Source organism: Burkholderia sp. Bp9142 (genome assembly GCF_003853415.1).
Lineage (GTDB): Bacteria > Pseudomonadota > Gammaproteobacteria > Burkholderiales > Burkholderiaceae > Burkholderia.
In genome coordinates this window covers 22126-34476 of sequence record NZ_QTPP01000024.1, presented here as the reverse complement: position 1 = coordinate 34476, position 12351 = coordinate 22126, and the positions used below count along the sequence as shown (strand labels likewise).

General features: G+C 67.0%; 14 protein-coding genes. 9 read left to right on the top strand and 5 right to left on the bottom strand.

Going from position 1 to position 12351, the window contains the following annotated elements:
• The first annotated feature begins 140 nt into the window (after nt 1–140).
• Nucleotides 141–326 carry a hypothetical protein gene (locus DIE22_RS24175; RefSeq protein ID WP_014895742.1) on the top strand — a complete coding sequence of 62 codons (186 nt, stop codon included), beginning with the start codon at nt 141–143 and terminating at the stop codon, nt 324–326.
• 105 nt (nt 327–431) lie between these two features.
• Here the strand turns inward: DIE22_RS24175 and mgrA are convergent, their stop codons facing one another.
• Complete coding sequence (mgrA, locus tag DIE22_RS24170) at nt 432–1475, bottom strand: L-glyceraldehyde 3-phosphate reductase (protein WP_124499899.1); 1044 nt, start codon at nt 1473–1475, stop codon at nt 432–434.
• A 184-nt stretch (nt 1476–1659) separates the two neighbouring features.
• Here mgrA and DIE22_RS24165 point away from each other — a divergent pair, with 184 nt between their 5' ends.
• Nucleotides 1660–1866: a DUF3185 family protein gene (locus DIE22_RS24165; protein WP_059534988.1), complete on the top strand. Its 207-nt coding sequence runs from the start codon at nt 1660–1662 to the stop codon at nt 1864–1866.
• 154 nt (nt 1867–2020) lie between these two features.
• Here DIE22_RS24165 and DIE22_RS24160 read toward each other — a convergent pair whose 3' ends face one another.
• Nucleotides 2021–2794: a phytanoyl-CoA dioxygenase family protein gene (locus DIE22_RS24160; protein WP_124499900.1), complete on the bottom strand. Its 774-nt coding sequence runs from the start codon at nt 2792–2794 to the stop codon at nt 2021–2023.
• 353 nt (nt 2795–3147) lie between these two features.
• Between DIE22_RS24160 and DIE22_RS24155 the strand changes: the two genes are divergently transcribed.
• Nucleotides 3148–3489: a hypothetical protein gene (locus DIE22_RS24155; RefSeq protein WP_124499901.1), complete on the top strand. Its 342-nt coding sequence runs from the start codon at nt 3148–3150 to the stop codon at nt 3487–3489.
• A gap of 118 nt (nt 3490–3607) precedes the next feature.
• Here DIE22_RS24155 and metK read toward each other — a convergent pair whose 3' ends face one another.
• Nucleotides 3608–4795 carry a methionine adenosyltransferase gene (gene metK, locus DIE22_RS24150; protein ID WP_124499902.1) on the bottom strand — a complete coding sequence of 396 codons (1188 nt, stop codon included), beginning with the start codon at nt 4793–4795 and terminating at the stop codon, nt 3608–3610.
• A gap of 265 nt (nt 4796–5060) precedes the next feature.
• On the opposite strand from metK, the gene lpxL reads away from it, so the two are divergent.
• A complete protein-coding gene (gene lpxL, locus DIE22_RS24145; RefSeq protein ID WP_124606242.1) occupies nt 5061–5945 on the top strand; it encodes a lauroyl acyltransferase LpxL in 885 nt (294 codons plus the stop codon).
• 21 nt (nt 5946–5966) lie between these two features.
• Here lpxL and DIE22_RS24140 read toward each other — a convergent pair whose 3' ends face one another.
• Entirely contained in the window at nt 5967–6272 is a 306-nt protein-coding gene (locus tag DIE22_RS24140) for a HigA family addiction module antitoxin (RefSeq protein WP_124499904.1), read from the bottom strand.
• A gap of 14 nt (nt 6273–6286) precedes the next feature.
• Nucleotides 6287–6565, bottom strand: a complete 279-nt coding sequence (locus DIE22_RS24135; RefSeq protein WP_124606241.1) for a type II toxin-antitoxin system RelE/ParE family toxin — start codon at nt 6563–6565, stop codon at nt 6287–6289.
• Nucleotides 6566–6983: 418 nt separating this feature from the next.
• Here DIE22_RS24135 and dapF point away from each other — a divergent pair, with 418 nt between their 5' ends.
• The 5 genes from dapF to DIE22_RS24110 all read left to right on the top strand — a co-directional run bounded on the left by dapF (nt 6984) and on the right by DIE22_RS24110 (nt 12115).
• Nucleotides 6984–7853 carry a diaminopimelate epimerase gene (dapF, locus tag DIE22_RS24130; protein WP_124606240.1) on the top strand — a complete coding sequence of 290 codons (870 nt, stop codon included), beginning with the start codon at nt 6984–6986 and terminating at the stop codon, nt 7851–7853.
• 37 nt (nt 7854–7890) lie between these two features.
• Nucleotides 7891–8616, top strand: a complete 726-nt coding sequence (locus DIE22_RS24125) for a DUF484 family protein (RefSeq protein WP_124499907.1) — start codon at nt 7891–7893, stop codon at nt 8614–8616.
• A 14-nt stretch (nt 8617–8630) separates the two neighbouring features.
• Nucleotides 8631–9551: a tyrosine recombinase XerC gene (gene xerC / locus DIE22_RS24120; protein ID WP_124606239.1), complete on the top strand. Its 921-nt coding sequence runs from the start codon at nt 8631–8633 to the stop codon at nt 9549–9551.
• 76 nt (nt 9552–9627) lie between these two features.
• The gene (locus DIE22_RS24115; protein WP_124606238.1) at nt 9628–10842 is read left to right on the top strand and encodes a class I SAM-dependent rRNA methyltransferase; all 1215 of its coding nucleotides are present in this window, start codon (nt 9628–9630) and stop codon (nt 10840–10842) included.
• A 199-nt stretch (nt 10843–11041) separates the two neighbouring features.
• Entirely contained in the window at nt 11042–12115 is a 1074-nt protein-coding gene (locus DIE22_RS24110) for a GTP-binding protein (protein ID WP_124499910.1), read from the top strand.
• The last annotated feature ends 236 nt before the right edge of the window (nt 12116–12351 follow it).

The following is a 12351-nucleotide window of genomic DNA, read 5'->3' as shown; positions in this document are numbered from 1 at the left end:
GGATAGCGAAAAACGCGACGGGGTTGCCTATACTCGAACCATCCGCCCCGCTCGCAATCGGGTCGGTCCAATACGAGAAATGCCCGGCATGGGGCGGGAAGCGGCGCGGGTGCCTGGTCCCGCCGACTCTGGAGACACGCATGACGACCTATTTCACGATCGGCGACTTCATCCTGTTGATTCCGATGGCGCTGGCCGGAGCGCTATTTCTCGGCGCGGTGCCGTGCGCAACCGAATTCCGCCACAACCTGCTGCGCGTGCTCGGCGTCATCCTCGGCGTCGGCGTCGCGGTCCTGCTCGTCGAAGGCCTGCCTGCGCTGCTCTAGCGACGCATCTGCGCGCCCGTCGCGCCGCTGTGACGCGACGGCTTGCTTGCGCTCCGATACCGGATGCGATCGTTCGCATCCCGTATCGACTGTCCTTGCCGCCGGTCAGATCGCCTGATCGGTGGACGGCTTTTCCCACAGATTGATCCCGCCTTCGGTCGCGTAGCGATCGATCTCCGCGAGCTCGTCGGCCGAGAATGCGAGGTTCTTCAGCGCGCCGACGTTCTCACGCACCTGCTCCGCGCGGCTCGCGCCAATCAGCGCGGACGTCACGCGGCCATGGCGCAACACCCACGCGAGCGCCATCTGCGCGAGGCTCTGCCCGCGCCGCTGCGCGATGCCGTTGAGCTTGTGCACGTGCTCGAGGTTGTCCGCGCTCAGGTGATCCTGCTTCAGCGACCCGCCGCCCGGCTTGTTCACGCGCGCATCGGCCGGCACCCCGTTCAGGTACTTCGACGTCAGCAGCCCCTGTGCGAGCGGCGTGAACGCGATGCTGCCCGTACCGATGTCGTCGAGCGTACCGAGCAGATCCTCCTCGATCCAGCGGTTCAGCATGTTGTACGACGGCTGGTGGATCAGCAGCGGCACCTTGTATTGCGCGAGCAGTTCGGCCATCTCGCGCGTCTTCGCGGCCGAATACGACGAGATGCCGATGTACAGCGCCTTGCCCTGCTGCACGGCCGATGCGAGCGCGCCGGCCGTTTCCTCGAGCGGCGTGTGCGCGTCGAAGCGATGCGAATAGAAGATGTCGACGTAGTCGAGGCCCATCCGCTGCAGGCTCTGGTCGAGGCTCGCGAGCACGTACTTGCGCGACCCGCCGCCGCTGCCGTACGGCCCCGGCCACATGTCCCAGCCGGCCTTCGTCGAGATCAGCAACTCGTCGCGATACGGCCGGAAATCCTCCTTCAGCAGCCGGCCGAAATTGGTTTCGGCGCTGCCGTACGGCGGCCCGTAGTTGTTCGCGAGGTCGAAGTGATTGATGCCGAGGTCGAACGCGGTGCGCAGGATCTCGCGCTGCGTCGCGAGCGGCGTCGAGTCGCCGAAGTTGTGCCACAGGCCGAGCGACAGGGCGGGCAGTTGGAGCCCGGATTTGCCGCAGGTGCGGTATTGCATGTCGGCATAACGTTCGGAAGCTGCTTCGTAGGCCATGGATCGGTTCCGTCAGGACGTCGGGGAAGGGACGCGCGCCGCACGCGAACATCGCGTGCCGGCGGCGAAGGAAACATACGACGGTTATGGTAGCGAACGTGGCGCGAGCACGCACGGCCATGGACGCGGCCGCGCGCGTCGCCTACACTGCGGCGTCTCGAATCACCGTTACAGCGAGGTTGGTATGTCCCGGGTCATCTCGGTTGCACTGCTCGTCGGCGGCGTCGTGCTGCTGTATTTCGGCGGCCAGTCGTTCCATTCGATCAACGACAACGTGTCGCGCTTCTTCACCGGTTCGCCCGCCACGAAGACTATCCTGCTGATCGCCGGCGGTGCCGTCGCCTCGCTGATCGGCCTGATCGGCCTCGCGATGCCGGGCAACAAGCGCTGATCGCGCAGCGACTCGACTCGCGACGGCCCGCCGCGCGCGAACGGGCCGCACAAAATGCAACGGGCGGCCCAGGCCGCCCGTTTCTTCATCCGTCGGTGCGGCCGCCGTGCCGCATCGGGCAACGGATACGGCTGCATCGCCGTCGGAACCGCGGTTAGAACTGCACTTCCGGCTTCGTCGCCGAACGCGTGCCCGGCACCGGCCGGTTGCTCACGCCGTGATACGTGTAGACGAGCGAGAACTTCACCTGGTCGGAGCGGTTCTGCCCCGCCGAATGCAGCGTGTTGCAGTGGAAGAACACGACGTCGCCCGTCTGGAGCGGCGGACAGATTGCCGCGTCGATCATCTTGCGGTTCTCCGGCAGGTCGCTGCGGAAGAACTTCGCGTCGTCGAACGCTTCCGGCCCGAATTCGGCCGTGTGCGACCCCGGCACCAGCCAGAGCGCGCCGTTTTCATTCGTTTCCGGCCCGAGCGCGAGCCACACCGACACCATGTCCGGACGCTCGAACGCCCAGTAGCGGAAGTCGCGATGCCAGCCCGTCAGGCTCCCGTACGCGGGGTGCTTCGTCATCATGCAGTTGTGATGCGCGCGCGACAGCACCGGCTGCTCGCCGAAATACTCGCGCATCCACGCGCCGATTTCGGGCGCGATCGCGCGCTCGGCGAACGCCGGATCGCGCGTGTAGGCATCCAGCAGCCGCCGCACCGTATGCCCGCCGGGCGCATGCTTGGACTCGGGTGCACCGGGGTAGCGCAGGTCCGCCTCGAACTCGATCGGCTCTGCCGCTTCCTGCAACTGGCGCTCCGCGATGCGTTTGATCGCCGCGCACTGCGCGTCGCTGACGAGGCCGCGAGCGACGACAAAACCGCGTTCGCGCAATTCCGCGACTTGCGCGCGGATCGATTCCGACTGCAATGGAGACGACATGGGATGCCAGACGTTTATTGTGTGAATGTGACGATTGTAAATCGGCGCCGGATGCCGCGAACAGCGCCATTGTCGTGCGCAGGGGCATGCCAATCGCCGATTTGATCCGGATCAAGGGAACTGTGCAGCGCGGCGCGAGCCTCAGCGACAGGCGGTATGCGGCAACACGCTTGCGGCACAAGGGTTTATCGCGACTTTTGCCGGTCATGAAACCGCTGTAGCCTGTCGCGGCCTGTCAATTCTGGCGGGCGCGGCGCGCGACGAGTTTCGGTAAGATCCGTTGCGCCATCCGAGGCCGTTCATACCAGTGCGCTCTTCAAGGGCGCCATCCATACAAGCGAAGCATCGTTCACATGCCATTCCGTCTGACTTCCCGTCTCAGCCGCGCTGCGAAGCGCGTCGTGCCGTCCGCTCCCGCCCGCCCGCTGCGCCATCATCGTGCCCGCACGCAGGCGCTCGCCGAGCACACGCACGCGCACAGCCGGCTGGACGGCATCCGCGCGTGGTTCCACGCGTTCTTCTCGATGATGAGCGCGCAGGCGTTCGCACGCCGCGCCGGCCTGCGCTCGCTGCTGCAGAAGCCGTCGTCGCTGCGCGCGCTCGCGCTGCGCCGCACGCTCGGCCCGCAGCGCCGCATCAACCGCCCGCGCCGCCTCGCGGCCAGCAACGGGTGGTTCGGTTTCAGCGCGCGCTGACACCGCGCCGGCGGGCAGTACCCGCCACGATCGTCGCGGTCGCCGTCATCTCGCCGGCGCTCGGCACGCGTAAAAAAACCCCGGCATGCCGGGGTTTTTCGTTTCAGGCGGACGACGCTTACGCGACGCGTGCCGCCGGCTCCACGCCTGCCGCTTCGGCCAGCACGAGTGCCTTGTCGGTTGCTTCCCACGAGAATTCCGGCTCTTCGCGGCCGAAGTGGCCGTACGCTGCCGTTTTCTCGTAGATCGGGCGCAGCAGGTCGAGCATCTTGATGATGCCCTTCGGACGCAGGTCGAAATGCTCGCGCACGAGCTTCGTGATCACGGCATCCGACACGCGGCCCGTGCCGAACGTGTTGACCATCACCGAGGTCGGCTCGGCGACGCCGATCGCGTACGACACCTGGATCAGCGCGCGCGATGCGAGGCCTGCCGCGACGATGTTCTTCGCGACGTAGCGGCCGGCATACGCTGCCGAACGGTCGACCTTCGACGGATCCTTGCCCGAGAACGCGCCGCCGCCGTGCGGTGCGGCACCGCCGTACGTGTCGACGATGATCTTGCGGCCCGTCAGGCCGCAGTCGCCCTGCGGGCCGCCGATCACGAACCGGCCGGTCGGGTTCACCAGGAACTTGATGTCGCCCTTGATCAGGTCGGCCGGCAGCGTCGGCTTGATGATTTCCTCGATCACGGCTTCGCGCAGCGCCGGCAGTTCGATGTCCGGTGCGTGCTGCGTCGACAGCACGACGGTGTCGATCGAATCCGGGCGGCCGTCGACGTAGCGGACCGTCACCTGCGACTTCGCGTCCGGACGCAGCCACTGCAGGCGGCCGTCGCGGCGCAGGCTGGCCTGGCGCTCCACCAGACGGTGCGACAGATAGATCGGCAGCGGCATCAGTTCCGGCGTTTCGTCGCACGCGTAACCGAACATCAGGCCCTGGTCGCCCGCGCCTTGATCGAGGTTGTCGTCATGTGCGCGGTCGACGCCTTGCGCGATGTCCGGCGACTGCTTGTCGTACGCGACGAGCACCGCGCAACCCTTGTAGTCGATGCCGTAGTCGGTGTTGTCGTAGCCGATGCGCTTGATCGTGTCGCGCGCGATCTGGATGTAATCGATGTTGGCCGTCGTGGTGATTTCACCAGCCAGCACGACGAGACCCGTGTTGCACAGCGTTTCGGCCGCTACGCGGGAATATTTGTCCTGCTCGAGGATGGCGTCGAGAATCGCGTCCGAGATTTGGTCCGCGACCTTGTCCGGATGGCCTTCGGAGACGGATTCGGACGTGAAGAGATAATCGTTTGCCACTTTTTCAGGCTCCTGTGTGGTTACGGTTGGTTTCACGTAGCCAGCTTCGTTGGGCCTGAAGCGGCGACGCTTTAGCGGATTACCAGGACCGGGCAGCGCGCTTCGCGCCAGCCGGCTTCGCCCCGCAAGTTGTCAGTTAACTCGGCGAAGCCCGTATTATAGCGGCTTTCGTGAATTGTCACAGAGCGCCACACGTGCTGCATCGTCCGCTGTCCTACCCCCCTGTTCGCAACGTGCCGGCCAGCCGGCCCCACGGAGATTCCGCATGCTAGGCCGCCTCGGCACGCACCTCGCCATCGGCTTGCTGAAGCTGCTCGCCCTGCTGCCGTACGGCTTGACCGCACGGTTCGGCGACGGCCTCGGCTGGCTGCTGTACCAGATTCCCAGCCGGCGAAAGCGCATCGTACATACCAATCTGAAACTCTGCTTCCCCGACTGGAGCGACGAACGGCGCGAGGAAGTGGCGGGCCGGCATTTCCGCCATGCGATCCGCAGCTACGTCGAGCGCAGCGTCCAGTGGTTCGGCTCCGAGCGCAAGCTCGCGAAGCTGATCCAGGTCGACAGCGCGGTCGATCTCACCGATCCCGATCTGCCCCCGACATTGTTCCTCGGCCTGCATTTCGTCGGGATCGAAGCCGGCTCGATCTGGCTGAACCGTTCGCTGCAGCGTCGCTGCGGATCGCTGTACCAGCCGTTCTCGAATGACGTGCTCGAGGAAGAGGCGAAGAAGGCGCGCGGGCGTTTCGACGCCGAGATGGTCGGCCGTGCGGACAGCGCGCGCGTCGTGCTGCGCTGGCTGCGCGACCGCAAGCCGGTGATGCTCGGCGCGGACATGGACTACGGCCTGCGCAATTCGACGTTCGTCCCCTTCTTCGGCGTGCCCGCGTGCACGCTGACGGCCGTCGGCCGGCTCGCGAAGACGGGCCGCGCCCAGGTCGTGCCGTTCATCGGCGAGGTGCTGCCGAACTACAAGGGCTACCGGCTGAAGGTGTTCAAGCCGTGGGATCACTACCCGACCGGCGACGACGATCTCGACGCGCGGCGGATGAACGAATTCCTCGAGGAGCAGATTCCGCTGATGCCGGAGCAGTATTACTGGGTCCACAAGCGCTTCAAGACGCGCCCGCCCGGCGAGCCGAGCCTCTACTGAGCCGAACCCGCGGGCGCGCCGTCACGCGCGCGCCCGCTGCACCCTCGCCACCTTCGGCACGCCTTTCGCACGCGCCTGCCAGAGATCGTAGGCCGACTGCTGCGCGAGCCACAGATCCGCCTTCCCGCCGTTTTCCTCGCCCAGCCATGCCTCGAGACGGAGTGCCATTTCAGGCGAGATGCCGGCGTGGCCGTGCAGGATGCGCGACAGCGCCGCGCGCGTGACGCCGAGCTGCGCGGCGGCCTCGGTGACGGTCAGGCCGAGCGCCGGCAAGACATCGTCGCGCAGCGCCTCGCCCGGATGGGGCGGATTGAAGATGCGAGTCATGGCGTTGAATAACCTCAGTGATAGTCTTGATAGTTGACCAGAACGACATCAGGGCCCTCGAACCTGAACGTCAGGCGCCAGTTGACGCTCACGCTCACCGAGCAGTAACCCTCCAGCCCGCCGGCGAGGCCATGCAAGCGCCAGCCCGGTACGTTCATGTCGAGCGGCTGGCTCGCCATGTCGAGACGGGCAAGCTGGCGCCGCAGCCTCGGCGCATGATCCGGCCGGATGCCGGCCCTGCTCCCGTTCGTGAAAAACGCTTCCAGCCCCTTGTGCTGCCATGACTTGATCATGGGCCTCCCACACTCGAGTGCGATGTCGATGGCATGGCCCGCATGGCGTATAGCCAGACTATACGAATCGCCTGATTGATTTGTCAATTTGACCGGTACGAAAACACGCACGCGGCTCATCCCGTGCGCCGGCGACGGCGGGACGCGTGCCACCGGATTCACCTGTCCTGGCAACGCTCGCCCTATCGCACCACCTCAATCTGCCCACTCACTGCCCGCGCAACCAGTCAGCCGATCGGCCGACCTCGTTCCGCTCCGACACTCAAACGACGTCCGGCCCCCGCCCGCGCAGGACGCCCCTGTCGGCTGCATGTATCATTTGCGGTTGAGATCTGCACGACGAACGAGGCCGCCCGGGATGGCGGCACGCCGCGTCCGTCGTGCCGACCGCCTTGTTCGCCATGGAATTCCGGACCCAGTGAAACTCTCGTTCACCAAGATGCACGGCGCGGGCAACGACTTCGTCGTGCTCGACGGCTATTCGCGCGCGTTGCCGCCGCTCACCGACGCGCAAGTGCGCGCGCTCGCCAACCGACACTTCGGCATCGGCGCCGACCAGTTGCTGCTCGTCGAGAAACCGACCGTCGACGGCGCGGATTTCAAGTACCGGATCTTCAATTGCGACGGCGGCGAGGTCGAACACTGCGGCAACGGCGCGCGCTGCTTCGTGAAGTTCGTCAGCGACCGCGGCCTGACCGACAAGCGCAGCGTGCGCGTGCAGGTGATGAAGGGCCTGATCACGCTGACGATGCAGGACAACGGCGAAGTCGTCGTCGACATGGGCGCGCCCGTGTTCGCGCCGGCGCAGGTGCCGTTCAATGCAGCGGGGCTCGACGGCCGGAGCGAGGGCAACGACACGCTGTGGCCGCTCGACGTCGGCGGCGCGACGCGCTGGATCTCGACGGTGTCGATGGGCAACCCGCACGCGGTGCAGGTCGTCGACGACACCGAAGCGTATCCCGTGCTGGCGGAAGGCCCGCTGATCGAGCGCCACGCCCGCTTCCCGCAGCGCGTGAACGCCGGCTTCATGCAGATCGTGTCGCGCAACGAGGTGAAGCTGCGCGTGTACGAGCGCGGCGCGGGCGAGACGCTCGCGTGCGGCACCGGCGCGTGCGCGGCGGTGGCGGCCGGCATCCGGCGCGGCCTGCTCGATTCGCCCGTGACCGTGCACACGCACGGCGGCACGCTGACGATCGGCTGGGGCGGCGCGCGCGACGAAGCCGCCGCGCTGATGATGGCCGGGCCCGCCGCGACCGTGTTCGAAGGCGAGATCGACCTGAACGTCTGACCCTGCAACGTCCTTGATAACTGAACGCTCCAGCCACATGAACGATCGCGAAGTCGCCGACTACCTGCTCGCCAATCCCGAATTCTTCGCGCAGCACGCGGAACTGCTCGCGACGATCCGCCTCGCGAACCCGCACGGCAAGGCCGCGATCTCGCTGCAGGAGCGGCAGATGGAGATGCTGCGCGACAAGAACAAGCATCTCGAGCGCCGGCTCGCCGAACTCGTGCGCTACGGCCACGAGAACGACAGCCTGTCCGCGAAGTTCAGCCGCTGGACCGCGCGCGTGATCGCGGAACGCGACCCGTACGCGCTGCCGCGCACGATCGCCGAAGGCATCGCCGACGTGTTCGACGTGCCGCAAACGGCGCTGCGCGTGTGGGATGTCGCCGACACCTACGCGCAGGCCGATTTCGCACGCCAGGTCGGCGAGGAAGTGCGCCTGTTCACGAACGGGCTGTCGACGCCGTACTGCGGCGCGAACACCGGCTTCGAAGCCGCCCAGTGGCTCGCGCCCGCGCTCGCGGCACCGGCCGCGACTGCAGCGGAAGGCGCCGAAGCCGCGCCGGCCGGCGACGGCGCGGCCACGTCGGTCGCGCTGCTCGCGCTGCGCGCGCCGCTCGCCGGCACCGATGCGCCCGCTTTCGGCCTGCTCGTGCTCGGCTCGCCCGATCCGCGCCGCTTCCACGACGGGATGGCGACCGACTTCCTCGCGCAGATCGCGACGCTCGCGAGCGCCGCGCTCACGCGCCTGCTGCCGCACTGAACGCTCCGCCCGCAATGACCGACGATCCGATCGCCGCCTACCTGTCGAACCTGAAGCACGTCAGGCAGCTGTCGGAACACACGCTGCGTGCGTACACGCACGAACTCGACGAACTGAAGAAGCTCGCCGCCGGCCGCCCGCTCGACGCGCTGACGGCCGCCGACATGCGCGGCGCGGTCGCGCGCGCGCATGCGGGCGGACTGTCCGCGCGCTCGATCTCGCACCGCCTGTCCGCATGGCGCGCGTTCTACCGCTGGCTCGCGCAGCGCATCGAGATGCCTGCGAACCCGGTCGCCTCGGTGCGCGCGCCGAAGCGCCCGAAAACCCTGCCGAAGGCGCTGTCGGTCGACGACGCATCGGCGCTGATGGACGCGCCGCTCGCCGGCACGACCGAGGGCATCCGCGATCACGCGATCCTCGAACTGTTCTATTCGTCAGGGCTGCGCCTCGCCGAACTGGTCGGGCTCGACGTCATGTATACGCAGGCCGACGGCTACCGCTCGGCCGGCTGGCTCGACCTCGCCGAAGCCGAAGTCACCGTGCGCGGCAAGGGCAACAAGGAACGCAAGGTGCCGGTCGGCCGCAAGGCGATCGACGCGCTGAACGCGTGGCTCGCGGTGCGCGGCGAATTCGTGAAGCACGATCCGCATCCGCTGTTCGTGTCCGTGCGCGGCAACCGGATGGCGCCGGGCGTCGTGCGCGACCGCGTGAAGCGCGCGGCGCTCGCCGCGGGCATCCCCGCCAATGTCCACCCGCACGTGCTGCGCCATTCGTTCGCGACGCACGTGCTGCAGTCGAGCGGCGACCTGCGCGCGGTGCAGGAACTGCTCGGCCACGCGAGCGTCGCCGCGACGCAGGTCTACACGTCGCTCGACTTCCAGCATCTCGCGAAGATTTACGACAGCGCGCATCCGCGCGCGAAGAAGCGCGACTGACGCGCGTCCCGTATGACCCGCCGCGCGCGGCGACCGGCAACGGCCGGCGCCGTCCGCGGCCCTTTTCGATCCGATCATGCAAACCATCACGCTCAAACCGTCCAAGGAAAAGTCGCTGCTGCGCCGGCATCCGTGGGTCTATGCCAATGCGATCGACCGCGTCGACGGCAAGCCCGCGCCGGGCGCGACCGTGGTCGTGCGCGCGCACGACGGCCGCTTCCTCGCGCGCGGCGCCTACAGCCCGCAGTCGCAGATTCGCGTGCGCGTCTGGAGCTTCGACGAGAACGAGCCGATCGATCATGCATTCTTCAAGCGCCGCGTGCAGCGCGCGGTCGCGCACCGCACGACGATGGTGTCGGGCACGGGCGCGGTGCGGCTCGTGTTCGGCGAAGCCGACGGGCTGCCGGGGCTGATCGTCGACTACTACATCGCGGACACGGCCGAACCGGGCGCCGCGCCGCGCGGCCAGCTCGTGTGCCAGTTCATGGCCGCGGGCGTCGAAGCGTGGAAGGACGCGATCGTCGCGGCGCTCAGCGGCGCGACCGGCTGCCCGAACGTGTACGAACGCTCGGACGTGTCGATCCGCGACAAGGAAGGACTCGAGCAGACCACCGGCGTGCTCGCCGGCGACGCACCGCCCGCGACGCTGATCGCGAACGAAAACGGCGTGCGGTATCACGTCGACGTGCCGAACGGCCACAAGACGGGCTTCTACGTCGACCAGCGCGACAACCGCGCGCTCGTCGCGCAATACGCGGACGGCCGCGACGTGCTCAACTGCTTCTGCTACACCGGCGGCTTCTCGCTCGCGGCGCTCAAGGGCGGTGCGAAGCGCGTCGTGTCGATCGACTCGTCGGGCGATGCGCTCGCGCTCGCGCAGCAGAACGTCGTGGCGAACGGCTTCGACGCCGAGCGCGCGACCTGGCTCGACGCCGACGCGTTCAAGACGCTGCGCCGCCTCGTCGACGAAGGCGAGCGTTTCGACCTGATCGTGCTCGATCCGCCGAAGTTCGCACCGACCCGCGACAGCGTCGATCGCGCAGCGCGCGCGTACAAGGACATCAACCTGAGCGGCTTCAAGCTGCTGCGTCCGGGCGGCCTGCTGTTCACGTACTCGTGCTCGGGTGCGATCGACATGGACCTGTTCCAGAAGATCGTCGCGGGCGCGGCGGCCGACGCGAAGGTCGACGCGCGGATCCTGAAGCGGCTCGGCGCGGGCGTCGATCACCCGCTGCTCGCCGCGTTCCCGGAAGGTGAATATCTGAAGGGCCTGCTGTTGCAAATCGTCTGATCGCCCCGATCTACGCGCACACCCGCGTCCGCCGGCCCTGCTCCGGTGGCGGGCCCGCGCTCGAGCCCGTCGTCCGGACGACGGGCGAGGGCTTGACAGGTATGTTTCAATGGATGGTTGTGCGCCCCGGCTCGCGAGTCGACGGCGCGACGCACACATCCTGGTTTTGACCCCGATTCACGAACCACAGGCGACCGACATGGCCACTCCCGTCACCATCCTTACCGGCTTCCTCGGCAGCGGCAAGACGACGCTGCTCAAGCGCATCCTGAATGAACAGCACGGCATGAAGATCGCCGTGATCGAGAACGAATTCGGCGAAGAGAACATCGACAACGAAATCCTCGTTCAGGACACGAACGAGCAGATCATCCAGATGAGCAACGGCTGCATCTGCTGCACGATCCGCGGCGACCTCGCACGCGCGCTCGGCGATCTGGCCGCGAAGAAGCGCGAAGGCAAGCTCGACTTCGACCGCATCGTGATCGAAACCACCGGCCTCGCGAACCCGGGCCCCGTCGCGCAGACCTTCTTCATCGACAGCGAGATCGCCGACGATTTCCTGCTCGACGCGGTCATCACGCTGGTCGACGCGAAGCACGCGGACGCGCAGCTCGACGAACACGAAGTGGTGCAGCGCCAGGTCGGCTTCGCCGACCGCCTGTTCATCACGAAGTCGGACCTGGTCGACGACCAGACGGTGGCCGACCTCAAGCACCGCCTGATGCACATGAACCCGAAGGCGACGATCAAGGTCGTCAACTTCGGCGAAGCCGACATCAAGGAAATCTTCGACCTGCGCGGCTTCAACCTGAACGCGAAGCTCGAGATCGACCCGGACTTCCTCGCCGAGGACGATCACGCGCACCATCACCACGATCACGACCATGATCACGATCACGCGCATTGCGACCACGATCACGGTCAATGCGCGCACGATCACGACCACGGCCATCACCACCACGCGCACCACGACGACAAGATCAAGTCGTTCGTGTACCGCAACGACCGCCCGTTCGACCCGAACAAGCTGGAGGACTTCCTCGGCGGCATCCTGCAGATCTACGGCGAACGGATGCTGCGCTACAAGGGCGTGCTGTACATGAAGGGCGTCGACCGCAAGGTCGTGTTCCAGGGCGTGCACCAGATGATGGGCAGCGACCTCGCCGCGAAGTGGCTGCCGGTCGAGAAGAAGACCAACAAGATGGTGTTCATCGGCGTCGACCTGCCGCAGGACCTGATCACCGACGGCCTCGACGCCTGCCTCGCCTGAGCGTCCAGGCCGGCGCCACGCGCCTTCCGGGCGGCCGCCTTCGCGGGCGGCCGCGGCCGTCACGCGGCGCCTTTTCCGGGAAGGGTTTCGCCGTCATCGCTTTTTCGCGATTTGCGCGTTATATTTTCTAGATATTGGCGCAGCCGACGGGGATCGACCCGATACGGCGCCCGCTTGCGATTCAGTTACAATACGTGCCCGCTGGAGTACGGCAATAACAGGCCCGGTTCTTGCTG

Coding starts and splice junctions, on each gene's coding strand:
- DIE22_RS24125 (WP_124499907.1), top strand. CDS start 7,891: ATGAACGATCGCGAAGTCGCCGACTACCTGCTCGCCAATCCCGAATTC.
- DIE22_RS24160 (WP_124499900.1), bottom strand. CDS start 2,794: ATGTCGTCTCCATTGCAGTCGGAATCGATCCGCGCGCAAGTCGCGGAA.
- DIE22_RS24175 (WP_014895742.1), top strand. CDS start 141: ATGACGACCTATTTCACGATCGGCGACTTCATCCTGTTGATTCCGATG.
- xerC (WP_124606239.1), top strand. CDS start 8,631: ATGACCGACGATCCGATCGCCGCCTACCTGTCGAACCTGAAGCACGTC.
- DIE22_RS24155 (WP_124499901.1), top strand. CDS start 3,148: ATGCCATTCCGTCTGACTTCCCGTCTCAGCCGCGCTGCGAAGCGCGTC.
- DIE22_RS24110 (WP_124499910.1), top strand. CDS start 11,042: ATGGCCACTCCCGTCACCATCCTTACCGGCTTCCTCGGCAGCGGCAAG.
- lpxL (WP_124606242.1), top strand. CDS start 5,061: ATGCTAGGCCGCCTCGGCACGCACCTCGCCATCGGCTTGCTGAAGCTG.
- DIE22_RS24135 (WP_124606241.1), bottom strand. CDS start 6,565: ATGATCAAGTCATGGCAGCACAAGGGGCTGGAAGCGTTTTTCACGAAC.
- DIE22_RS24115 (WP_124606238.1), top strand. CDS start 9,628: ATGCAAACCATCACGCTCAAACCGTCCAAGGAAAAGTCGCTGCTGCGC.
- mgrA (WP_124499899.1), bottom strand. CDS start 1,475: ATGGCCTACGAAGCAGCTTCCGAACGTTATGCCGACATGCAATACCGC.
- DIE22_RS24165 (WP_059534988.1), top strand. CDS start 1,660: ATGTCCCGGGTCATCTCGGTTGCACTGCTCGTCGGCGGCGTCGTGCTG.
- DIE22_RS24140 (WP_124499904.1), bottom strand. CDS start 6,272: ATGACTCGCATCTTCAATCCGCCCCATCCGGGCGAGGCGCTGCGCGAC.